Raw genomic sequence first — 22,522 nt, 5'->3', positions numbered from 1 at the left:
GCCGTGAAAACAACCGCATACTCGCGGCTCTCTATTAATGGCCCGACAATATTGCCGCCGAACCATGATCGTCAAAGGCTGACCATGACGATGCGAAATTATTTCGCGCCCAATGCCAGTTTGGCGACTTGTGGCGCAGGCTGGTAGCCCGGAATGACCTGTCCGTCGGCCAAAACGATGGCCGGTGTACCGTTCACGCCGATCGACTGACCAAGGGCGAACTGCTTGGCTACCGGGTTCTCGCACTTGGCGGCCTTGATTTCCTTGCCATCGACCATTTTGTCCATGGCCGCTTTCTTGTCCTTGGAGCACCACACGGCTTGCAGTTGCTCGTCACCCGCCGAGCCCAGGCCCTGGCGCGGGAACGCAACATAACGCACTTCGATACCCAGCTTGTTCAGCGCCGGCACTTCGGCGTGCAGCTTGTGGCAATACGGGCATGTGGTGTCGGTGAACACGGTGATGTGTGATTTGGTTTCGCCGATTGCCGGGTAAACCACGGTTTCAGCCACTGGAATGTTATTGATCAGTTTGGAAATGCCCAGGCGCTCGGTCTTCTCGGTCAGGTTGACCGGTTTGCCGTCCTTGAGCTGGAACAGGTAGCCCTGAACGACGTATTGGCCATCGGCGCTGGCGTAAAGCACACGGCTGCCCTTGAGTTTGACTTCGTACAGGCCTGGCAACGGGCTGGCGGTGATGCTTTCGACCGGCACGTCGAGCTCGAGGGTTTGCAGGCTTTTACGAATGGCTTTGTCGGCCGTGTCATCGGCGACGGCAAAGGTGCTGACCAACGCAATGGCTGCGGCGGCGAAAATCTGGGTCAGACGCATGAGAACTCCTGAAGGCAGACAAATGGGACGATCAGAACACCCGTGCCGAAACACCGGGTCATAACCGCCCATCGTGCAAACCGGCAAAGCCTACCACATAAGGCCCCCGTGGCGAGGGGGCTTGCCCCCGTTCGGCTGCGCAGCAGTCGTCAATCCTCACGTCTCGGTCCATATATCAGAGATCGCCACAAAGGGGCTGCTTCGCAACCCAACGGGGGCAAGCCCCCTCGCCACAGGGCGGTATTTCCATTTCAGGAGCTGCGTTAGCCACGTGGGTGATGCTTGGCGTGCAGGTCCTGCAAGCGTGCGCGGGCGACGTGAGTATAGATCTGGGTGGTCGACAGATCGCTGTGGCCGAGCAACATTTGCACCACGCGCAAATCGGCGCCGTGATTGAGCAAGTGTGTGGCGAAGGCATGGCGCAGGGTATGTGGAGACAACGACTTGCCGATCCCGGCGACCTTGGCCTGGTGTTTGATGCGATGCCAGAAGGTCTGGCGGGTCATCTGCTCGCCGCGCAGGCTGGGGAACAGTACATCGCTGGGACGCCCGCCCAGCAACTCGCCACGGGCATCGCGCATGTAGCGCTCGACCCAGACAATCGCCTCCTCGCCCATCGGCACCAGTCGCTCCTTGCTGCCCTTGCCCATCACCCGCAGCACGCCTTGGCGCAGGTTGACCTGTTCCAGCGTCAGGCTGATCAGCTCCGTGACCCGCAAGCCACAGGCGTAAAGCACTTCCAGCATGGCGCGGTCTCGCTGACCGATGGCTTCGCTCAGGTCTGGCGCGGCCAGCAGCGATTCCACATCGGCTTCCGACAAGGACTTAGGCAACGGCCTGCCTAGCTGGGGCATATCGACACGCAATGTCGGATCGACCGCGATCAGCTTTTCCCGCAATAAATAGCGATAGAAGCCACGCACACCGGAAAGAAACCGCGCCGTGGAACGGGGTTTGTAGTTTTGCTCCAGGCGCCAGGCCAGGTGATCGAGGATCAACTCGCGACCGGCGTTGATCAATTCCAGGCCCTTTTCCTGCAACCAACCGTTGAACAAGGCCAGGTCGCTGCGATAGGCATCGCGGGTGTTATCGGAAAGGCCTTTTTCCAGCCACAGGGCGTCAAGGAACTGGTCTATCAGGGGATGATCAATGGCAGGCATGGGGTCTCGGACAGGCAGGCGTAAGGCCGCGAAAAATGAGGAGTCTTTCATAGCACGTTGGCGGCGAACATATAATTCAGGCACAAAAAAAGCATCCCTCTCGAGATGCTTCTTTTTGCTTGAGGCGCTCAGCTTATTGTTGAGCCGGTTCGTTCTGCCCCAGGATCAACTTGCCTTCCTTGTCGACCGGAATCTGGTTGCCCGGATCGCGATCCATCCGCACTTTGCCTTCCTTGCCATCCAGCGAATAACGAACGTCGTAGCCTACAACCTTGTCGCTGATGTCATTCACGGTGTTACAGCGGGTTTGAGTGGTGGTGTAGGTATCACGCTCCTGCATGCCTTCCTGCACCTTGTTGCCCGCATAACCACCGCCGACCGCACCGGCCACTGTGGCGATTTTCTTGCCTGTACCGCCGCCGATCTGGTTGCCCAACAGGCCACCCGCCAGCGCGCCGACCACCGTACCGGCGATCTGGTGTTGATCTTTTACCGGCGCTTGCCGGGTAACCGTAACGTCCTTGCACACTTCACGTGGAGTCTTGATTTGTGTCTTGACCGGTTCAACGGCCAGCACTTGCGCATACTCAGGGCCGCTTTTAACCAGCTTGTAGGTGGCAACAGCACCCCCGGCAGTGACACCGACAGCACCCAATACCGCACCAACCAGCAACGACTTGTTCACATGAACCTCCTGACCATCACAGACGGGAAAACCCGCTTCTCCCAGCCTTGGAGCATAAAAAAAGGCGCGAGTTCAACACTCGCGCCTTCTCGGCCTACAGCTGGAAAAGCGATAACCGTTATGGGCGGTCGTCGACTTCGGTCTCAGCCACCGCAGCAGGAATCAGGTCCTCGCTGCTCAGGTTCAGCCAGATCAGCACCACGTTCGCGATGTAGATCGACGAGTAAGTACCCGCCAGAACACCGATGAACAGGGCGATGGAGAAGCCGAACAGGTTATCGCCACCGAAGAACAACAGGGCCGCGATCGCCAGCAAGGTGGAGATCGACGTCGCCATGGTCCGCAGCAGGGTTTGCGTGGTCGAGATGTTGATGTTCTCGATCAGGCTGGCCTTGCGCAGTACCCGGAAGTTCTCACGAACCCGGTCGAATACCACGATGGTGTCGTTGAGCGAGTAGCCGATGATCGCCAGCACCGCCGCCAGTACCGTCAGGTCGAAGGTGATCTGGAAGAACGACAGGATACCAATGGTCACGATCACGTCGTGGATCAGCGAAACGATCGCACCGACTGCAAACTTCCACTGAAAGCGGAAAGCCAGGTAGATCAAAATGCCGCCCAGCGCCATCAGCATGCCGAGGCCGCCCTGATCGCGCAGTTCTTCACCGACCTGAGGGCCGACGAATTCGACGCGCTTGACCACCGCAGGGTTGTCGCCACCGAGCTTCTGCAAGGCCTCGGCCACTTGGTGACCCAGCTGCGGGTCTTCACCTGGCATACGCACCAGCAAATCGGTAGTCGCACCGAAGCTCTGTACGATCGCCTCGTGATAACCCGACGTCACCAGCTGCTCACGCACCTTGGTGACGTCAGCCGGACGCTCGTAGGTCAGCTCGATGAGCGTACCGCCGGTGAAGTCCAGCCCCCAGTTCATGCCCTTGGTGGCGACGCTGAACAGAGCCAGGACCGTAAGGAACAATGTGACGCCGAACGCAACGTTGCGAACGCCCATGAAGTTGATTGTACGTAACATGGCAGCCCCTTAAATCCACAACTTCTTGAAGTCACGACCGCCGAAGATCAGGTTGACCATCGCGCGGGTCACCATGATGGCCGTGAACATCGAGGTAAAGATCCCGAGGGACATGGTCACTGCGAAACCCTTGACCGGGCCGGTGCCCATGGCAAAGAGAATCCCGCCGACCAACAAGGTTGTCAGGTTGGCGTCGAGAATCGCGGTGAATGCCCGGCCGAAGCCTTCGTTGATTGCCCGCTGCACAGTCATGCCGGCCGCAATCTCTTCACGTATCCGCGAGAAGATCAGTACGTTGGCGTCGACCGCCATACCCATGGTCAACACGATACCGGCGATACCTGGCAGGGTCAGCGTTGCACCCAGCAGCGACATCAAGGCCAGCAGCATCACCATGTTCACCGTCAGCGCGACGGTGGCGATGAGGCCGAAGAAGCGGTAGATGGCCATGATGAACAGCGAGACAAACAGCATGCCCCACAGCGATGCATCGATACCTTTGGTGATGTTGTCGGCACCCAGGCTTGGGCCGATGGTACGTTCTTCAGCGAAGTACATCGGTGCCGCCAGACCACCGGCACGCAGCAGCAGCGCCAGCTCGGACGATTCGCCCTGGCCGTTCAGGCCAGTGATGCGGAACTGGGCACCCAGCGGCGACTGAATGGTCGCCAGGCTGATGATCCTCTTCTCTTCTTTAAACGTCTGAACCGGTACGTCTTTCTCGACGCCGTTGATCACTTGCCTGGTGTAAGTGGTGACAGGACGTTGCTCGATGAAGATCACCGCCATGCTGCGGCCAACGTTGTTACGCGTCGCACGACTCATCAGCTCGCCGCCATGGCCATCCAGACGGATGTTCACTTCTGGCGTGCCTTGCTCGCCGAAGCCAGCCTTGGCGTCAGTCACCTGGTCACCGGTGATGATCAAGCCACGCTCGATCAGCGCCGCAGGACGATTGCCTTCCCGGAACTCGAACGATTCGGAAGTGGCTTTCGAAGCGCCAGGCTCAGCCGCCAGACGGAACTCAAGGTTGGCCGTCTTGCCGAGGATACGCTTGGCTTCTGCAGTGTCTTGCACGCCCGGCAGCTCAACCACGATGCGGTTGGCGCCCTGGCGCTGAACGATAGGTTCGGCAACACCCAGCTCGTTGACGCGGTTACGTACCGTGGTCAAGTTCTGCTTGATGGAGTATTCGCGGATTTCCGCCAGCTTGGCCGGGGTCATCGCCAGACGCAGTACCGGTTGGCCATTGAGGTCGGCCGGAACAATATCGAAATCGTTGAAGTTCTTGCGAATCAGCGCACGCGCCTCTTCACGGGCTGCTTCATCAGTGAAGCCCAGCTGAATGGCACCGCCCAGTTGCGGCAGGCTGCGATAACGCAGACGCTCTTTACGCAACAGGCTCTTGACGTCGCCTTCGTAGACTTTCAGGCGTGCATCGAGGGCTTTGTCCATGTCCACTTCCAGCAGGAAGTGCACACCACCGGACAAGTCCAGACCCAGTTTCATCGGGTGCGCGCCAAGGCTGCGCAGCCATTGCGGGGTGGTTTGTGCCAGGTTCAGTGCAACGACGTAGTCATCACCCAATGCCTTGCGTACGACGTCTTTGGCTGGCAGCTGATCTTCAGCCTTGGTCAGACGGATCAGACCGCCCTTGCCGCCCGCAGCCAGGGTGGCCGCCTTGACGTTGATCCCGGATTCCTTGAGCGCGGTGCTCACACGATCCAGATCAGCCTGAGTAACCTGCAGCGCAGTGCTTGCACCGCTGACCTGAATGGCCGGGTCATCAGGGTATAGATTGGGAGCGGAATAAATCAGACCGATCGCCAGCACCGCCAGGATCAGAATGTATTTCCACAGAGGGTATTTGTTCAGCATCACGCCGCCCGCTTATGACGCGGGGCGCCTTGCGCGCCCCGTCGATTGAGTAGAAGTTGAAACTTAGATCGCTTTGAGCGTGCCTTTTGGCAGCGTGGCGGCGATGGCGCCTTTCTGGAATTTCATTTCGACGGTGTCGGAGACTTCCAGAACAACGAAGTCGTCGGACACTTTGGTGATCTTGCCGGCGATACCACCGGTGGTCACAACTTCGTCACCTTTTTGCAGGCTGCCCAGCAGGTTTTTCTGCTCTTTGGCGCGTTTGGCCTGTGGACGCCAGATCATCAGGTAGAAGATGACCAGGAAACCGACCAGGAAAATCCACTCAAAGCCGCCGCCCATTGGGCCTGCCGCAGGTGCAGCAGCGTCAGCCATGGCATTAGAGATAAAAAAGCTCATTTAGCACTCCAGTTGCAAATGTTGAATCTTGGGGTCAGAAAACTCAGTCCAAAGGCGGAACAGGTAACCCGCGTTTGGCGTAGAAGGCATCGACAAAGGCGGCCAATGTACCCTGTTGAATAGCCTCGCGCAAACCAGCCATAAGCACCTGGTAATGGCGCAAATTGTGGATGGTATTCAACATGCTACCCAGCATTTCGCCGCACTTGTCCAGATGGTGCAGATAAGCACGGGAGAAGTTCTGGCAGGTATAGCAATCGCAGGTCGGATCCAGCGGCGAATCATCATGGCGATGGAACGCGTTACGGATCTTCAGCACGCCTGTATCAATGAACAGATGCCCATTGCGGGCATTACGGGTTGGCATCACGCAATCGAACATGTCCACACCGCGGCGCACACCCTCAACCAGATCTTCCGGTTTGCCAACGCCCATAAGGTAACGAGGTTTGTCAGCCGGCATCTGGCCCGGCAGGTAATCCAGCACCTTGATCATCTCGTGCTTGGGCTCGCCCACCGACAGACCGCCAATGGCCAAGCCATCGAAGCCGATCTTGTCGAGGCCTTCCAGGGAGCGCATGCGCAAATCCTGGTGCATGCCGCCCTGAACGATGCCGAACAACGCCGCGGTGTTGTCGCCATGGGCGTTTTTCGAACGCTGGGCCCAGCGCAACGACAGTTCCATCGATACGCGAGCGACGTCTTCATCGGCCGGGTACGGGGTGCATTCGTCGAAGATCATCACGATGTCCGAGCCCAGATCGCGCTGGACCTGCATAGACTCTTCCGGGCCCATGAACACTTTGGCGCCGTCGACCGGAGAGGCGAAGGTCACGCCCTCCTCCTTGATCTTGCGCATCGCGCCAAGGCTGAACACCTGAAAACCGCCGGAGTCGGTCAGAATCGGGCCTTTCCACTGCATGAAATCGTGCAGGTCGCCGTGCTTCTTGATCACTTCGGTGCCCGGACGCAGCCACAAGTGGAAGGTGTTACCCAGAATGATTTCCGCGCCAGTGGCGGTGATATCCCGCGGCAACATGCCCTTGACCGTGCCGTACGTGCCCACCGGCTTGAAGGCCGGGGTCTCGACGGTACCGCGCGGGAAGGTCAAACGACCGCGACGAGCCTTGCCGTCTGTGGCAAGGAGCTCAAAAGACATGCGACTGGTGCGACTCATTCTGTTTCCTCTGGGCCACGTGGTGCGGGATTACGGGTGATAAACATCGCATCACCGTAGCTGAAAAAGCGGTATTCGTTGTCGACGGCGGCTTTATAGGCGGCCATGGTCTCGGGATAACCGGCGAACGCCGAAACCAGCATCAACAGCGTGGACTCGGGCAAATGGAAGTTGGTAACCAGGGCATCGACCACATGAAACGGCCGGCCTGGATAGATAAAGATGTCGGTGTCGCCACTGAACGGCTTGAGCACGCCATCGCGCGCGGCACTTTCCAGGGAACGCACGCTGGTAGTCCCCACGGCCACCACGCGACCACCGCGAGCGCGGCAGGCCGCAACGGCATCGACCACGTCCTGGCCGACTTCCAGCCATTCACTGTGCATGTGGTGATCTTCAATCTTCTCGACGCGCACCGGCTGAAAGGTGCCGGCGCCGACGTGCAAGGTCACGAACGCAGTCTCAATGCCCTTGGCGGCAATCGCCTCCATCAGCGGCTGGTCGAAATGCAGCCCCGCCGTCGGCGCCGCCACTGCTCCCAAACGCTCGGCGTACACCGTCTGATAGCGCTCGCGGTCCGAGCCTTCATCCGGACGGTCTATATAAGGAGGCAGCGGCATATGCCCCACGCGGTCGAGCAGCGGCAACACTTCTTCGGCAAACCCCAGCTCGAACAACGCATCGTGACGCGCCAGCATCTCGGCCTCGCCACCGCCGTCGATCAGGATCTTCGAACCCGGCTTGGGCGACTTGCTGGAACGCACATGGGCCAGCACACGATGACTGTCGAGCACCCGCTCCACCAGGATTTCCAGCTTGCCGCCGGAAGCCTTCTGGCCAAACAGCCGCGCCGGAATCACCCGGGTATTGTTGAACACCATCAAATCGCCCGGGCGCAAATGCTCGAGCAAATCAGTGAATTGACGGTGTGCCAGGGCGCCGCTGACCCCGTCCAGGGTCAACAGGCGACTACCGCGACGCTCAGCCAAAGGATGGCGAGCAATCAGCGAATCAGGGAGCTCAAAAGTAAAGTCAGCAACGCGCATGATGGGGTTCGTCTAGCAGGGCCGGGAAGTCTAGCGGAAATATCAAAAATTCTCCATGTACCTGATTGACCAACGGTTATCTCATCTCTATACTTCGCCGCCATTGAGCCCTGATGGCGGAATTGGTAGACGCGGCGGATTCAAAATCCGTTTTCGAAAGGAGTGGGAGTTCGAGTCTCCCTCGGGGCACCATTTGCAGTACATAGACGACTACCAGCGTCTACGCAACACCCCTAGAGCCCGCTAACTGCGGGCTTTTTGGTCTCTGGGGTTCCACCCCCATCTCTTGCAAGCCAGCCTCTTTTGGGTACATTTTCTGTACATATTCCAGTTCGAGAACCGGAGGTGTACAGCAATGCCATTGACCGCCTTGCAAATCAAAGCGTCCAAGCCTGCCGACAGACCGTTCACGTTGAGTGATAGTTCGGGTCTTGCCCTGCTGGTGAAACCCAACGGCAGCAAGTATTGGCACTTCCGGTACACGTATCAGGGTCGGGCGGCGCGCATGTCACTGGGCGTGTATCCGCATATCTCCTTGCAGGAAGCCCGTGAACGAGCTGCAGAATGCCGCAACCTACTTAAGCAAGGCACCAACTCCGGTGCCAAACGCCGCGATGGTTCGCTACGCAAAATGGGAGGAAATCGATTTTGAGGAAGGGATTTGGACCATCCCGAGCCAGGATCCATTTCTCCGGGGCTATGCCTTGCCAGCGCGCCTGCTGGCCAAGCTAGCGGCGGCGCGATCGCATCGGCATTTAAAGGGGATGCGTTTCCGATGCAGTAGCCAAGAGTGCTCTTGCTTCCTGCAAGTGCTTGCGGAACCGGATGGCATAGTCCTCTGCAACTGCCGCCTGAATGCTGAAACGGCTGGCCAGCGCACGACGCCAATCAGCCACTCGACTCAGTCCATCAAACAACTGATGATTGGGCTCGAATCCAAGTATGTCGAAGTAGCGAAAAACTGGAGCCACGGCGATGTCGACCATGCTGAGCCTCTCGCCGGAGAAATAAGGGCCGTCCGATATTTCACTGTCGAATCGTTCCAGCTTTCCTCTCAACGCTGCAGATTTGCCAAGGGCTGTCTGCTGGTCGGTGGCGTTCAAAAATCCCCATGCATCCGCCAGTGTGGCAGAGGCGAATTCGATCCATGCACGGTGTTGTGCTCGGATCAACGCATTCATTGGATGTAACGCAGGTTCCGGGTACACCTCCTCCAGGTATTCGCAAATGGCGACGCTCTCGAATAGAACGGACTCGCCTTCATTGCCGTCTGGAACCTTGAGCAGCGGAACCTTACCGCTTGGCGACATCGCCAGAAACCAGTCTGGCCTGTCGCGAAGATCGACATCGATACGCTGAAAGGTAATACCTTTTTCGAGTAACACGATGGCCACTCGCTGAACGAATGGGCATAACGGATGGCTGACGAGTGTGAACTGTGACTGTGGCATTGGAATAGACCCACTGAAGAATCAAAGCCCGCCGCCACGAGTGGGAGCGGGCCGTATAGAAGCTACGTCCGTGACTTCAAGAAAGCCTGAGTGGCAATCAGTTTTCCGTAAAAGCGCAGGAGACGTTCCTTCGCGTATCGTTGGCAGCTAAAGCGAGCGGCCACCGTCGACGATGAGTTCCGAGCCAACCGTCCATCGTGACTCGTCTGACGCCAGGTACAGCACGGCCTTGGCCACTTCCTCGGGCGTACCAAACCGGCCGAACGGAATGGTCGCTGCGATATCCTGGTTGAGCTGTTCGCGATAGGCATCGGGAATACCGAGCTTGTCGTAAAGCGGCGTATCAACCGGGCCAGGGCTGACTGCATTGACCCGAATACCACGCGGGAGCAGTTCGCTAGAAAGCGTCTTCGACATGTTCAGGAACGCGGCCTTGGTCGCGCCATAAACTGATGAACGCGCGGCGCCGAGGTGTGCACTAACCGAGGTATTGAGAACCACCGACGCAGGGTTCGCGAAGACTGGTAGCAATGCCTGGATCAGAAAGTACGGCCCCTTAACGTTGATGTCGAAGGAGCGATCGAACATTTCCTCCGTCCACTCTTCGATCGGCAGCCAAACGGATACGCCTGCATTGAGAAAGGCAACATCGAGTTGGCCATAGTGAGTCTGAACGGCCTGCGCCAGTTCCTTCTGCGCATCGATGCTGGCGGAGTCAGCACGCAGTACCAATACTTCGCTTCCCAGTTCCGCCTGGGCCTTTGCGATGGACTCCGGATTGACTCCGGTAACGATCACGCGCGCGCCTTCGGCGAGGAACTGCTTAGCCGTTTCCAGGCCAATGCCGCTGGTGCCGCCGGTGATGAGAGTGCGTTTGCCTTGCAATCGGGACATGTAAGTTTCCTTTTCGGTTTTTCACGGTCAGTCGATGTACTGACCTGCCAGAGGGAAACTATGTATTCATACCTGTGCATTGATAAGATGACCTATTCGAATACATTTCATGCTTGTATTGCATGAATGAGAGGCCTAGATGGATCGACTACTGCTGATGACCTGCTTTGTTCGCGCTGTTGAGACAGGAAGCTTCTCGGCTGCAGGGCGTGACTTGGGGCTGGGGCAGCCTAACGTCAGCCGCTATGTGGCGGCGCTGGAAGATCATTTGCAAACCAGGCTGCTTCACCGATCCACACGAAAGCTTGCCCTCACCCCCGAGGGAGAACGCTATTACGCAGATGCACGGCGCATTCTCGATGCCGTGGAAGAATCGGAGTCGTCCTTCAGGGAGAACGTCGCCCCGTCCGGATTGTTGCGAGTCGCCTGCCCGACCGCGCTAGCCCATGCATTCGTGGTGCCGCATGTATCCACATTTCTGGAGCGCTATCCAGAGTTGACGCTCGACCTGCAGATCAATGATCGCTATGTGAATCTGGTCGACGAAGGGGCTGAACTGGCGATCCGCATCGGACATCTGGAAGACAGCGCAATGCGTGCCCGGCCGCTAGGCTGGTTCGAGCGTGTATGCGTTGCCAGCAAGGGATACCTGGCCAAACGCGGAATCCCCACGACGCCCAATGATCTGAGAACGCACGATTGCCTGATCTACACCCTGCTGTCGACAGGCACCACATGGCGCTTTCGGGATATCGATGTTCCCGTTTCTGGCAGGCTTCGGGTCAACTCACCTGAGGCCATACGAGAGTGTGTAAACGAGGGGCTGGGGATCGCACAGGGGCCCGAATGGCTTTACGAGGAAGGGCTGAAAAATGGCAATCTGCGGGTGTTGCTTAGGGACTACGCAGCTCCGGCCGTCCCCGTGCAAGTCATTTACGTTGCCGACCGGCTTCTCCCCAAAAGGGCCATTGTATTCATGGATTTCATCGCCGAGGTGTTCGCAAAAAATTCTGCATTTAACGATCAACCCAGACCATCATAATTGCAGTAGTCTGCAAGGCCTTTTTTTTCGTCTGCAAAAAAGTGATCTCGCCCCGCCACCCCGTAGGAACTTCCGAAGGCTGCGATCTTTTGATTTTGCTCTCCAACGCCAAACCCGAAACCGCTCAGCTAACGAATCAAGGATTCACACCAATGGAATTGCCACTGGAAACCGTTGCCCTTTTCGCCCTCAAGCTGGCTTATGAGACGGAAGGTGAAAGCCCGATTCTGCGGGACGATCCGATCATGAGTGATTATGAGCGGGAGGTTTTTGGGTTGTTGGTGCGGCGGGGGGATGTCGAGGGTATCCAGTTTAGAGTGGCGCATTGTGTGGGCTTGGCGTTAGAGGCCATGGGCGGAGTTAATACAGTCCTCGGTCGCGAACTGCATCGATTGGCAGCAGATTTAAGCGCTGCCCGGACGATCCCACAGCTGGATGTCCCGCTCATCGCTCTTATGGACTACTTGAAAGACATCCAATGAATAAAGGGGGCCTACCTAAAAATGGGTACGCCCGATAGGAGCATCCAGGCGAGAAGCCACGTCTTGTCGAAATCAATCATCTGTCTTTCCCTGTTTCTCAAATGAACATCGTGAGCATGACTTCATAGCGCATTTCCCCCTACACCGCTGCCGCCCCTACTCCACCTGACCTGTCGCCCGCACCGCAATCTCAATCGCCCGAATACTGATCGCCGCAAATATCGCCGTCATCAGCACCCCGTTAAATCCCAGCAAAATCGCCAGCACCCGCGAGACGGCCAGTTTGGGGACGAGTTCTCCATAACCGATGGTCAGGCCGGTCACGAACGCGAAGTAGATACCGTCAAATGGATCCCATCCTTCCAGAAAGCTGATGATCAGGCCGAACAACACAATCAAAAACAGCAGGATGGAAAAAATTGGCCAGACAACGTGAAAGTAGAACCTGACTGCTTTGTAGAACTCGCGACGGACGTGCGATGCATGAGTGGTGTTCATGTCATGGACCTCTTGGGGCTAGCCTGACCGGCAATTGAATGCATGGCGTTTCAATACCCTTTCAGCTTGGCACAAGCGGGCACGATGCCTCTCTCATCGCGCTCAAGGATTATCCGAAAGATACTCAGTGAGCGAACGCCTCGGGCTGCGCTCTTCTAGACTTAACAGGGAGTCGTAGACAGAATCGAACACGTCGCTTTGGTGCAGATGAATCAAAGGCAGCATGGCAAGCTGCCTGTTATGCCCTGAAGAGGTGCGGCAAAGACCGCACCGGGCCCAACAAGATGCCCGCTCAGGGTGCCTGGCCAACGGCCTGAAAATGCCACGATACCGTGACGTGGTGTGACTGCCGCAGCCGACACTTTCGGACAACTGACAACCGCCTGGTTTGTCCGTGATCGTGAGGAATGCTGTATGCCTGATGAGATGTTGCACCTGCCTATGGTCAACAGCCTGCTGGAGCGCCACAAACGCTCCCCCGGCGCACTGTTGCCGATCCTTCATGAGATTCAGGAGGGCATCGGTTACATCCCCGATGCCGCCATCCCCGAGATTGCCCACGCCCTCAACCTGAGTCAGGCCGAGGTTCGCGGGGTGATCAGTTTCTACCATGACTTCCGAACCGCCCCTCCGGCCCGGCATATCCTGCGTCTGTGCCGGGCCGAGTCCTGCCAGAGTCGCGGCGCCGAGCAGCTCGCCGCGCAGTTGCGCGAACGTCTGCAACTGGACGACCACGGCAGCAGCGCCGACGGCAGCATCAGTTTGCGTCCGGTGTATTGCCTCGGCGCGTGTGCCTGTTCGCCCGCTCTGGAACTGGATGGCCAAGTGCATGCGCGACTTAGTCCCGAGCGTCTGGATGCCCTGCTCGACACTTGTCGGGAGGACGCATGATGCCGGCTTTCTATCTGTCCTCTGATTCGCTGGCCCGTGCCGTGGGTACCGAAGAGGTTGCGGTAGCCCTTATCACCCACGCCCGGGGACGCCTTGTTCCCCAGGAATTGCAACGTACCAGTTCGCGCGGTTTGTATTGGCTGGAACCGCTGTTGGAGGTGGACAGCCCGCAAGGCCGTATCGGCTTTGGCCCGCTGACCGCCGCCGATGTGCCGTCCGTGCTCGATGCGTTGCAAGGCGAGCCGTCCGCGCATCCACTGGCCTTGGGCCTGGTGGAAGAATTGCCGTATCTAAAGACCCAACAACGGCTGCTGTTTGCCCGCGCCGGCATCACCCGGCCGCTGTCGCTGGAGGATTACCGGGCTCACGGCGGCTTTGAGGGCTTGACCCAGGCCATCGCCCTGGGCGGCGAGCAGACCGCGACCGCCGTGTTCGATTCGGGGTTGCGTGGCCGTGGCGGCGCAGCCTTCCCAGCGGGGATCAAATGGCGCACGGTGCGCGCTACCGAAGCGGCGCAGAAATACATTGTGTGCAACGCCGACGAAGGCGACTCCGGCACCTTCGCCGATCGCATGTTGATGGAAGGCGACCCTTTCCTGCTGATCGAAGGCATGGCCATTGCCGGCATCACCGTCGGCGCCAGTTACGGCTACATCTACGTGCGCTCGGAATATCCACAAGCTGTGGCGACTCTGCGCGCAGCACTGAACATCGCCCGATCTGCCGGTTACCTGGGCGCCAATGTCGGCGGCAGCGGCCAGGCCTTCGATATGGAAGTGCGCGTCGGTGCCGGCGCTTACATCTGCGGTGAAGAAACCGCGCTGCTGGACTCTCTCGAAGGCAAGCGCGGGATTGTTCGCGCCAAGCCACCGATCCCCGCCTTGCAAGGTCTGTTCGGCCTGCCGACCCTGGTGCACAACGTGCTGACCCTGGCCTCGGTGCCGCTGATTCTGGCCAAGGGCGCGCAGTTCTATCGCGATTACGGCATGGGCCGCTCTCTGGGCACGATGCCCTTCCAGCTGGCGGGCAATGTTCGTCACGGCGGCCTGGTGGAACGGGCCTTTGGTCTGACCCTGCGGGAACTGGTGGAAGACTACGGCGGCGGGACCGCCAGTGGCCGGCCGCTGAAAGCCGCCCAGGTGGGCGGCCCGCTCGGCGCCTGGGTGCCACCGTCGCAATTCGACACGCCCCTGGATTACGAGGCCTTCGCCGCCATCGGCGCGATGCTCGGTCACGGTGGTGTGGTGGTGGCTGACGACACCCTGGACATGGCCCACATGGCACGCTTCGCCATGCAGTTCTGCGCCGAGGAATCCTGTGGCAAATGCACCCCCTGCCGCATCGGCTCGACCCGGGGCGTGGAGGTAATCGACCGCCTGCTGGCCGCGCCCGATCAGAACAGTCGTGATGAGCAGGTGATCATCCTCAAGGACCTGTGCGACACCCTGCAATACGGTTCGCTGTGCGCGTTGGGCGGCATGACCTCCTATCCGGTCGTCAGCGCCCTCAAGTACTTCCCCGCCGACTTCGGTCTGCAGTCCTCGGAGGCCGACCAATGATCACTCTCTTCGACCCGAAAACCGATATCGACCTGGGTACCCCTGCCCGCGATAGCCAGGTGCAAGTCACCCTCAACATCGATGGCCGCAGCATCAGCGTGCCCGAAGGCACCTCGGTGATGCGCGCCGCCGCGCTGCTGGGCACCACCATTCCCAAACTGTGCGCCACCGACAGCCTGGAAGCCTTCGGCTCCTGCCGCATGTGCCTGGTGGAGATCGACGGCATGCGCGGTTATCCGGCGTCCTGCACCACGCCGGTCAGCGAAGGCATGAGCGTGCACACCCAGACACCGAAGCTTGCCACCCTGCGCCGCAACGTCATGGAGCTGTACATCTCCGACCACCCGCTGGACTGCCTGACCTGCTCGGCCAACGGTAACTGCGAGCTGCAAACCGTCGCCGGTCAGGTCGGCCTGCGGGAAGTGCGTTACGGCTATGAAGGCGACAACCATCTGGCGGATGTGAAGGACACCTCCAACCCCTACTTCGACTACGACCCGAGCAAGTGCATCGTCTGCAACCGTTGCGTGCGCGCCTGCGAAGAAACCCAGGGCACCTTTGCCCTGACCATTACCGGGCGCGGTTTCGAATCCCGGGTCGCGGCCGCCGGGGGCGAGAACTTCCTCGACTCAGAATGCGTGTCCTGCGGTGCTTGTGTGCAAGCCTGCCCGACCGCGACGCTGATGGAAAAAAGCGTGGTCGAACTGGGTCAGCCCGAACGCAGCGTGATCACCACTTGCGCCTATTGCGGCGTGGGCTGTTCGTTCCGCGCCGAGATGAAAGGCGACCAGCTGGTGCGCATGGTTCCAGACAAGAATGGCCAAGCCAACCACGGTCACTCCTGCGTCAAAGGGCGCTTTGCCTGGGGCTACGCCACCCACCCGGATCGCATCACCAAACCGATGATCCGCAAGCACATCAACGATCCTTGGCAGGAAGTCAGCTGGGATGAAGCGGTGACCTACGCTGCCAGCGAATTCCGCCGACTGCAGCAGAAATATGGCCGCGACTCCATTGGTGGCATCACCTCCAGCCGCTGCACCAATGAAGAAACCTACCTGGTGCAAAAACTGATACGCGCCGCCTTTGGCAACAATAACGTCGACACCTGTGCGCGGGTCTGCCACTCGCCGACCGGCTATGGCCTGAAACAAACCCTGGGCGAGTCCGCCGGTACCCAGAGTTTCGACTCGGTGATGCAGGCCGACGTGATTCTGGTGATGGGCGCCAACCCCAGCGACGCCCACCCCGTGTTCGCCTCCCAGCTCAAACGCCGCCTGCGTGAAGGCGCGCGGCTGATCGTCATCGACCCACGACGCATTGATCTGGTGGACTCGGTGCATGCCCGCGCCGAACTGCACCTGGCCCTGCGCCCAGGCACCAACGTCGCGATGCTCAATGCCCTGGCCCACGTCATCGTCACCGAAGGCCTGCTCAATCAAACCTTTATCGACGCCCGTTGCGAGGGCAGCGATTTCGCCCGCTGGAGCGAGTTCGTCAGCCGCCCGGAAAACTCGCCGGAAACCCTTGGCGCCATCTGCGGCGTAGACCCTGCCGACATCCGCGCCGCCGCCCGCCTGTATGCCACCGGCGGCAACGCGGCGATCTACTACGGCCTGGGCGTCACCGAGCACAGCCAGGGCAGCACCGCCGTCATGGGCATCGCCAACCTGGCCATGGCCACCGGCAACATCGGCCGCGAAGGTGTGGGCGTGAACCCGCTGCGTGGGCAGAACAACGTTCAGGGCTCCTGCGACATGGGCTCCTTCCCCCACGAGCTGCCTGGCTACCGCCACATCTCCAACGAAGTGGTTCGGGCGCAGTTCGAACAGGCGTGGAACGTCACTCTGCAACCCGACCCGGGCCTGCGCATTCCCAACATGTTCGAGGCAGCCTTGGGCGGCAGCTTTAAGGGCCTGTATTGCCAGGGCGAAGACATCGCCCAAAGCGATCCGAATACCCAGCACGTTACCGCGGCGCTGTCGGCCATGGAATGCGTGGTGGTGCAGGACATTTTCCTCAACGAAACCGCCAAGTTCGCCCACGTGTTCCTGCCGGGCAGCTCGTTCCTGGAAAAAGACGGCACCTTCACCAACGCCGAACGGCGCATCTCCCGGGTGCGCAAAGTCATGGAGCCTCTAGGCGGCAAGGCCGACTGGGAAGGCACGGTGGCCTTGGCCAACGCTCTGGGCTACCCGATGAACTACCAGCATCCATCAGAAATCATGGATGAAATCGCCAGCCTGACGCCGACCTTCACCAACGTCAGCTACACCGAACTGGATCGCCACGGCAGCCTGCAATGGCCGTGCAACGCCGCGGCACCGGACGGCACGCCGACCATGCACATCGAGGAATTCGTGCGCGGCAAGGGGCGCTTCATGCTCACCGGCTACGTGCCCACCGAGGAAAAGGTCAACAGTCGCTATCCGCTTCTGCTGACCACCGGGCGCATCCTCAGCCAGTACAACGTCGGCGCCCAGACCCGGCGTACCGACAACGTCGCCTGGCACGACGAAGACCGCCTGGAAATCCACCCGACCGACGCCGAGAGCCGAGGCATCAACGAAGGTGACTGGGTCGGCATCGGCAGCCGCGCCGGGCAGACCGTCCTGCGTGCGCGGGTCAGCGAACGGGTAGCTCCGGGCGTGGTGTACACCACTTTCCACTTCCCTGAATCGGGGGCCAACGTCATCACCACCGACAACTCTGACTGGGCCACCAACTGTCCGGAGTACAAGGTCACCGCCGTGGAAGTCAGCCGCGTCTACCACCCTTCCGAGTGGCAAAAACGCTACCAGGAGTTCAGCGACGAACAACAACGTCTGCTCGACGAACGCCGTCAGGCGCGTGGCGCTAAAGCGGAGGTACGCCGATGAGTACCGACAACCTGATCAAAATGGTCAACCAGATTGCCCAGTACTTCGCCACCGAACCGGACCAGCAACAGGCAGTGCTCGGCGTACGCAATCACCTGCAGATGTACTGGACGCCCGGTATGCGCAAGGAGTTGCTGGCCTGGCAGACAGCGCATCAGGGGGCAGACTTGCACCCACTGGCGCAGGCGGCGGTCAGTGGGGCGGGCTGGGAGGCTTAGGTTCACACGATCTTGAGCCTGACCGAAAAACCTGTGGGGGCGGGCTTGCTCGCGAATGCGATATACCAGTCACCGCCATCGTTGACTGACACACCGCTTTCGCGAGCAAGCCCGCTCCCCCAGGAGTTGTGTGTAACTGGCTCGCATCTGGATTAGCCCCAATTTTTTGGGTCGCTTAATCGCTCAGTTCAAAGCAAATGCTGAGAGATCAGCTCTGAACTTGAATGCACCGGCAACACCACCAACGCCTCCAATCCGCCCCTCGACCGATTACGCAGTGTCAGGTTGCCTCCGTGCTCGAGCACAATCGCCCGCGCCGCCGACAACCCCAAACCAACACCCCCCGTGCTTTTGTTGCGCGAGCCTTCCATCCGGAAGAACGGCACAAACACTTGTTCAAGGCAGGCATCTGGTATGCCCGGCCCACGATCCAGTACTTTGATCCACACCTGGCCGGCGCTCGGTTTCAGCTCAATCCCCGGCTCACTGCCGTACTTGATCGCGTTATCGAGCAAATTGGTAATCACTCGTTTAAGCCCCAACGGGCGCCCGAAATACACCCACCGCAGCGGCCCGCTGAACGTAATGTCGACGCCCTGATCCCGATAATCATCAAGCAACGTTTGCAGCAGTTCCGCCAGATCAAACTGGGTCGCCGGTTCAAGCCGCGCATCATCACGAAAGAACTCTAGCGCCGAGTTGATCATTGCCTGCATTTCATCCACGTCACTAAACAGCCGTTGCTGTTGCTCGCTGTCCTCGATAAATTCGCCACGCAAGCGCATCCGCGTCAGGGGCGCGCGCAGGTCATGGGAGATGGCGGCGAGCATTTGCGTACGGTCGCGGATGAAGTGCTGTAGCTGGGCCTGCATGGCATTGAACGCGAGAATGGCCTGGCGGATTTCGTGGGGACCGAGCGGCTCGATCGGCGGTGCGCGGAAGTCCACGCCGAAGCGGCGGGCGCCTTCGGCGAAACGCTGCAAAGGTGTGGCGAGGCGTCGGGTAGCGATCAGCGCGACCACTGCGGTGGAGATCAGCACCAGCAGGATGACGATCAGGTAGCGTGGCGCTTCGTCGAGCCCCCAACTGCGCGAGGGCGCGGAGAACATCAGCCATGATGAATCCGATAGCTCGATCAACAGCGCGTAATGCGCGTCCTCCGTGTGCTCCGTCCAGTCGGCCGGTTCATAGGCTTCGATGCGCCGGTCAGGGGCTCTGAGCATCGGCTGCAGGATGGTCGAGCCAATGTCAGACTTCGGATCGTCCACTGTCGGCAGATTGAGATCGTGCCGATCAGGGTGCCACGTGACAGTGAAGCCGTTCTCGTTGGCGGCTTGTGCCAATGAGTGACGTAGGGGCGCCGGGGCGGCCTCGATGACGCGGGTGATGGCAGCGGCTTTTTCCAGCAAACCGATCTCGGTCAGGGGCGGGCGCGCCCATACACCGGCCAGTTGGATAAACAACCCGTTGAGCGCCAGGGAAATGAGCATGGCCAGGATGATCGTCAACGCAATCCAGCGCGCCACCGTATCTTGCGGCCAGTCTCGAGCGCGAATCCGCTTCAGCCAGCTCATCGCCGCGTCACGCTGGGAGTAAACAGGTAACCGCCATTGCGCACGGTGCGGATCATCGCCGGCCGCTTGGTGTCGGACTCGAGTTTGCGCCGCAGGCGGCTGACCTGAACGTCGATGCTGCGATCGAACGCCTCATGGCAATGCCCGCGCGCCAGGTCCAGCAACTGCTCACGGGTGAGGATGCGCTGGGGGTGTTCGACGAAGACCAGCAGCAGGTCAAACTCACCGGCCGACAGCGGGATCATCACGTTGTCCGGCGAGCGAAGTTCACGGCGGGTGACGTCCAGATGCCAGTCGGCAAAATCAATCAGTGGCCGTGGCCGCTCTTGCGGAACCGGACGACGCTCGTCAACACGACGCAGCACAGCACGCACTCGGGCCAGCAGTTCACGGGCGTCGAAGGGTTTGGTCAGATAATCATCGGCACCCAGTTCCAGGCCGACCACCCGGTCACTGAGTTCACCCATGGCCGTCAGCATAATCACCGGTATTGCGTGTCGAATCCGCAGTTGCTGACACAGGATCAGGCCGCTGTCTCCGGGCAACATCACGTCCAGAATGATCAGGTCCGGCGCCTGGCGCTCTATGGCCGCCCACAGCGACGCACCGTCTGTGGCGACCTCGACGCTGTAGCCGTGTTGCACGAAGAATTTTTTCAGTAGATCAAGGACTTCAAGGTCGTCGTCGACAATTAAAAGGCTGTTCACCGAAGGTCACTTAAGGGGCGAATGGAACCGCTATCTAAAACCATTCATGGCCGCGCGTCATATATTTCAACTCTGCAATAAAGCGTCAACAGCGCAATAAACCAGACATCTTGGCGCAAGGATTGGAGCTCAGCATCACGGCGAATTCCTCCTGAGACTTGCGTCCATGTTGCCTTTCAAGTGTGCTCCCTGGTTGACCCGCAACACCTCAATTGCCGTGTTGGCCGCAGGGCTGACGGGTTGCAGCAGCCAGTCGCCGACCACCACCGACGTGGCCTGCGCTGACATCGCCTATTCGGTGTACGACCCGGCGGAACCGTTCAATCGTGGCGTCTTCGCGTTTAACCGGGTGGTTGATGATTACGCCCTGGCGCCGGTCGCGCGCGGCTACCGCTACACGCCGGATTTTTTCCAGACCGGTGTGCATAACTTTGTGGCGAACTTCGGCGAGCCGAAGGTCTTTATCAATGACCTGCTGCAAGGCAACCCGATGCGCTCGGTCAATACCCTGGGACGTTTCGCGCTTAACACCACGGTAGGGGTGGTGGGCTTGATCGATGTCTCCGGCATGGCCGGTATCCCGCGCCACGACTCGGATTTTGGCCAGACCTTTGGCGTGTGGGGCATCGGCAATGGTCCGATCGTCGAGCTGCCATTGCTCGGGACCTCCAACAGTCGCGACGCCGCCGGCCGCGTGCTTGGTTTTGTGGTCGATCCGTTCGGCAGCAATAGCGATACCGTGGAGACGCTGTCCACTATCAGCACTGTCGGCGGCATCGTCGATGGCCGGGCAGAAGCCTTACCGCTGACCGACAGCCTGCAAAAACTGCCGGACTATTACAGCGCGTTGCGCAATGTGGTCGCCGAGCATCGTGCCGCTTACGTGGCCGATGGCAAACAAGGCTCGCCAGAGAACACCACCTCTCAATGCACAGGAGCACCGGCTGATGGGTTCTGAAAACAATAGCCTGGTCCTGCAGCAACGGATGACGCGGGACGACCCGGCCAATCTGCACTGTCGCGAAATTACCCTGCGTTTGTCAGCGGACTGTCGCCAACTGGTGCTCAGCCGATACACCGAACACTACGGGCCGGCACTAGTGCGCTGGATAGAGCGTAGTCATACCGTGTCGGTTGCCGAAGTGGTTCGCTGGCTCGTGGCCAATGGTGAGGCACAGATCATGAGAGCGGACAGCCAGTCGCAGCCTTGATTTCAGGATGATGATGCGGAGGATGGAAGTCTTCCGGTCGTCATCCCGCCGCTTATGTCAGGCCAAGTGCAACGCAGACCTCTTCACCATAATCGGTGGTTCCACAGTAACCGTCTGCGCATCCCACGTTGCATGGAGATATCTACGATTTTTTACTCATCATTCCGATCTGATGAATCCCTTGGTTCCTGCAAGCATGACGATTTCTTTGCCGCTACTGCGATGGGTCTATGCTAAATTCAGGTCAGCTATTAATGGATCTTTCAGTTATGGAAAACGCATCATGCTCGCAGTCGGCGTCTCGCTACTTGCAGTAGGCTTAGGCACTGGAAATCCAGGCTTTTGGATACCAGGCTGTGTCTTCATGGCTATAGGGTGTTCTCAAAAAGTCAATCGTCGAGACTGACCGTATGCGGTCAGTGTACACCTGACTCATCTCGCGTAAGTCTGGCCGGTACCCACTGATGCGGTAGCAGTAGCCCGATTTCGCTGGCCCGCTGTGTCGACAATCGCCTCATATCTTTCAGATAGGCATACGGATCGTGTCCGTTTATGCGCGCAGGCTGGATCAAACTCATGATCGCTGCCGCCCGTGTGCCGCTGCATAGCGACCCTGCGAAGAGCCAGTTCTTGGCCAAAGAGCCCACGGCCGGATCTCACGGTAAAGCGGTATCCCACAATCGCCCTTATCGGCCTGCCTCGGAAGGTGTGTTCGCCGCCCCCCCTTACAACCAACATCGATAAACACTAACGGGACAGCATCGCAATCAGACAGGAGCGATCCGATAATGCTGTACGAACTTTCCTGCGGACAAAACAAAACCCCTACCTGCATACGCAGATAGGGGTTTCGGAATTTAATCTTGACGATGACCTACTCTCACATGGGGAAACCCCACACTACCATC

General features: G+C 59.2%; 22 protein-coding genes, 1 tRNA gene and 1 pseudogene. 10 read left to right on the top strand and 14 right to left on the bottom strand.

Going from position 1 to position 22,522, the window contains the following annotated elements; translation table 11 throughout:
• Window positions 1-98: 98 nt before the first annotated feature.
• The 8 genes from dsbC to queA all read right to left on the bottom strand — a co-directional run bounded on the left by dsbC (window position 99) and on the right by queA (window position 8,208).
• Window positions 99-830 (bottom strand): bifunctional protein-disulfide isomerase/oxidoreductase DsbC, encoded by a 732-nt coding sequence (dsbC, locus tag ACQKPC_RS17290; protein WP_008072863.1) that lies wholly within the window; start codon window positions 828-830, stop codon window positions 99-101.
• Between the two features lie 263 nt (window positions 831-1,093).
• The gene (gene xerD, locus ACQKPC_RS17285; RefSeq protein ID WP_123498045.1) at window positions 1,094-1,990 is read right to left on the bottom strand and encodes a site-specific tyrosine recombinase XerD; all 897 of its coding nucleotides are present in this window, start codon (window positions 1,988-1,990) and stop codon (window positions 1,094-1,096) included.
• Window positions 1,991-2,123: 133 nt separating this feature from the next.
• On the bottom strand, window positions 2,124-2,675 hold the full coding sequence (locus ACQKPC_RS17280; protein WP_008072859.1) for a glycine zipper 2TM domain-containing protein: 552 nt from the start codon (window positions 2,673-2,675) through the stop codon (window positions 2,124-2,126).
• 118 nt (window positions 2,676-2,793) lie between these two features.
• A complete protein-coding gene (secF, locus tag ACQKPC_RS17275) occupies window positions 2,794-3,708 on the bottom strand; it encodes a protein translocase subunit SecF (RefSeq protein ID WP_007903566.1) in 915 nt (304 codons plus the stop codon).
• Between the two features lie 9 nt (window positions 3,709-3,717).
• A complete protein-coding gene (secD, locus tag ACQKPC_RS17270) occupies window positions 3,718-5,586 on the bottom strand; it encodes a protein translocase subunit SecD (RefSeq protein ID WP_427625669.1) in 1,869 nt (622 codons plus the stop codon).
• A gap of 63 nt (window positions 5,587-5,649) precedes the next feature.
• The gene (gene yajC, locus ACQKPC_RS17265) at window positions 5,650-5,985 is read right to left on the bottom strand and encodes a preprotein translocase subunit YajC (protein WP_008014002.1); all 336 of its coding nucleotides are present in this window, start codon (window positions 5,983-5,985) and stop codon (window positions 5,650-5,652) included.
• 43 nt (window positions 5,986-6,028) lie between these two features.
• A complete protein-coding gene (tgt, locus tag ACQKPC_RS17260; protein WP_427625713.1) occupies window positions 6,029-7,144 on the bottom strand; it encodes a tRNA guanosine(34) transglycosylase Tgt in 1,116 nt (371 codons plus the stop codon).
• A gap of 14 nt (window positions 7,145-7,158) precedes the next feature.
• Window positions 7,159-8,208 (bottom strand): tRNA preQ1(34) S-adenosylmethionine ribosyltransferase-isomerase QueA, encoded by a 1,050-nt coding sequence (gene queA, locus ACQKPC_RS17255; RefSeq protein ID WP_007903547.1) that lies wholly within the window; start codon window positions 8,206-8,208, stop codon window positions 7,159-7,161.
• A 107-nt stretch (window positions 8,209-8,315) separates the two neighbouring features.
• Here queA and ACQKPC_RS17250 point away from each other — a divergent pair.
• Window positions 8,316-8,400 (top strand) — tRNA-Leu (locus ACQKPC_RS17250).
• Window positions 8,401-8,563: 163 nt separating this feature from the next.
• Window positions 8,564-8,860 carry an Arm DNA-binding domain-containing protein gene (locus tag ACQKPC_RS17245; protein ID WP_427625668.1) on the top strand — a complete coding sequence of 99 codons (297 nt, stop codon included), beginning with the start codon at window positions 8,564-8,566 and terminating at the stop codon, window positions 8,858-8,860.
• A gap of 103 nt (window positions 8,861-8,963) precedes the next feature.
• Here ACQKPC_RS17245 and ACQKPC_RS17240 read toward each other — a convergent pair whose 3' ends face one another.
• Window positions 8,964-9,659, bottom strand: a complete 696-nt coding sequence (locus ACQKPC_RS17240) for a glutathione S-transferase family protein (protein ID WP_110718933.1) — start codon at window positions 9,657-9,659, stop codon at window positions 8,964-8,966.
• Between the two features lie 147 nt (window positions 9,660-9,806).
• The gene (locus tag ACQKPC_RS17235) at window positions 9,807-10,553 is read right to left on the bottom strand and encodes an SDR family oxidoreductase (protein WP_123498033.1); all 747 of its coding nucleotides are present in this window, start codon (window positions 10,551-10,553) and stop codon (window positions 9,807-9,809) included.
• 139 nt (window positions 10,554-10,692) lie between these two features.
• On the opposite strand from ACQKPC_RS17235, the gene ACQKPC_RS17230 reads away from it, so the two are divergent.
• Window positions 10,693-11,595, top strand: a complete 903-nt coding sequence (locus tag ACQKPC_RS17230; protein ID WP_086946341.1) for a LysR family transcriptional regulator — start codon at window positions 10,693-10,695, stop codon at window positions 11,593-11,595.
• A 152-nt stretch (window positions 11,596-11,747) separates the two neighbouring features.
• Window positions 11,748-12,077 carry a hypothetical protein gene (locus tag ACQKPC_RS17225; RefSeq protein ID WP_427625667.1) on the top strand — a complete coding sequence of 110 codons (330 nt, stop codon included), beginning with the start codon at window positions 11,748-11,750 and terminating at the stop codon, window positions 12,075-12,077.
• A 156-nt stretch (window positions 12,078-12,233) separates the two neighbouring features.
• Here ACQKPC_RS17225 and ACQKPC_RS17220 read toward each other — a convergent pair whose 3' ends face one another.
• A complete protein-coding gene (locus tag ACQKPC_RS17220) occupies window positions 12,234-12,575 on the bottom strand; it encodes a potassium channel family protein (RefSeq protein ID WP_427625666.1) in 342 nt (113 codons plus the stop codon).
• A 414-nt stretch (window positions 12,576-12,989) separates the two neighbouring features.
• Between ACQKPC_RS17220 and ACQKPC_RS17215 the strand changes: the two genes are divergently transcribed.
• Genes ACQKPC_RS17215 through ACQKPC_RS17200 form a run of 4 tightly spaced genes read left to right on the top strand, consistent with a single transcriptional unit; the run spans window position 12,990 to window position 18,122 of the window.
• Window positions 12,990-13,466, top strand: a complete 477-nt coding sequence (locus tag ACQKPC_RS17215) for a formate dehydrogenase subunit gamma (RefSeq protein WP_218398546.1) — start codon at window positions 12,990-12,992, stop codon at window positions 13,464-13,466.
• Window positions 13,463-15,025: a formate dehydrogenase beta subunit gene (locus ACQKPC_RS17210; protein WP_427625665.1), complete on the top strand. Its 1,563-nt coding sequence runs from the start codon at window positions 13,463-13,465 to the stop codon at window positions 15,023-15,025. The genes ACQKPC_RS17215 and ACQKPC_RS17210 overlap by 4 nt, the downstream gene beginning before the upstream one ends.
• Window positions 15,022-17,904, top strand: coding sequence for a formate dehydrogenase subunit alpha (fdhF, locus tag ACQKPC_RS17205; RefSeq protein WP_427625664.1), 2,883 nt, complete (start codon window positions 15,022-15,024; stop codon window positions 17,902-17,904). The genes ACQKPC_RS17210 and fdhF overlap by 4 nt, the downstream gene beginning before the upstream one ends.
• A complete protein-coding gene (locus tag ACQKPC_RS17200; protein WP_063342580.1) occupies window positions 17,901-18,122 on the top strand; it encodes a formate dehydrogenase subunit delta in 222 nt (73 codons plus the stop codon). Before fdhF ends, ACQKPC_RS17200 begins: the two co-directional genes overlap by 4 nt.
• Window positions 18,123-18,310: 188 nt before the next feature.
• On the opposite strand, the gene ACQKPC_RS17195 is transcribed toward ACQKPC_RS17200, so the two are convergent.
• Both ACQKPC_RS17195 and ACQKPC_RS17190 read right to left on the bottom strand, forming a co-directional pair.
• A complete protein-coding gene (locus ACQKPC_RS17195; RefSeq protein ID WP_427625663.1) occupies window positions 18,311-19,696 on the bottom strand; it encodes an ATP-binding protein in 1,386 nt (461 codons plus the stop codon).
• Complete coding sequence (locus ACQKPC_RS17190) at window positions 19,693-20,403, bottom strand: response regulator (RefSeq protein WP_008072831.1); 711 nt, start codon at window positions 20,401-20,403, stop codon at window positions 19,693-19,695. The genes ACQKPC_RS17195 and ACQKPC_RS17190 overlap by 4 nt, the downstream gene beginning before the upstream one ends.
• Window positions 20,404-20,569: 166 nt before the next feature.
• Between ACQKPC_RS17190 and ACQKPC_RS17185 the strand changes: the two genes are divergently transcribed.
• Window positions 20,570-21,361 carry an MlaA family lipoprotein gene (locus ACQKPC_RS17185; protein WP_427625662.1) on the top strand — a complete coding sequence of 264 codons (792 nt, stop codon included), beginning with the start codon at window positions 20,570-20,572 and terminating at the stop codon, window positions 21,359-21,361.
• Entirely contained in the window at window positions 21,351-21,614 is a 264-nt protein-coding gene (locus ACQKPC_RS17180) for a hypothetical protein (protein WP_427625661.1), read from the top strand. The genes ACQKPC_RS17185 and ACQKPC_RS17180 overlap by 11 nt, the downstream gene beginning before the upstream one ends.
• Window positions 21,615-22,030: 416 nt before the next feature.
• Here ACQKPC_RS17180 and ACQKPC_RS17175 read toward each other — a convergent pair.
• Window positions 22,031-22,272 (bottom strand): annotated as a pseudogene (locus tag ACQKPC_RS17175) (transposase domain-containing protein); the annotation flags it as partial.
• Between the last annotated feature and the right edge of the window lie 250 nt (window positions 22,273-22,522).

It is taken from the genome of Pseudomonas sp. NPDC089918 (genome assembly GCF_050280605.1).
GTDB lineage: Bacteria > Pseudomonadota > Gammaproteobacteria > Pseudomonadales > Pseudomonadaceae > Aquipseudomonas.
The sequence above is the reverse complement of the archived record's forward strand: the minus strand, read 5'-3'. Positions and strand labels throughout refer to the sequence as shown.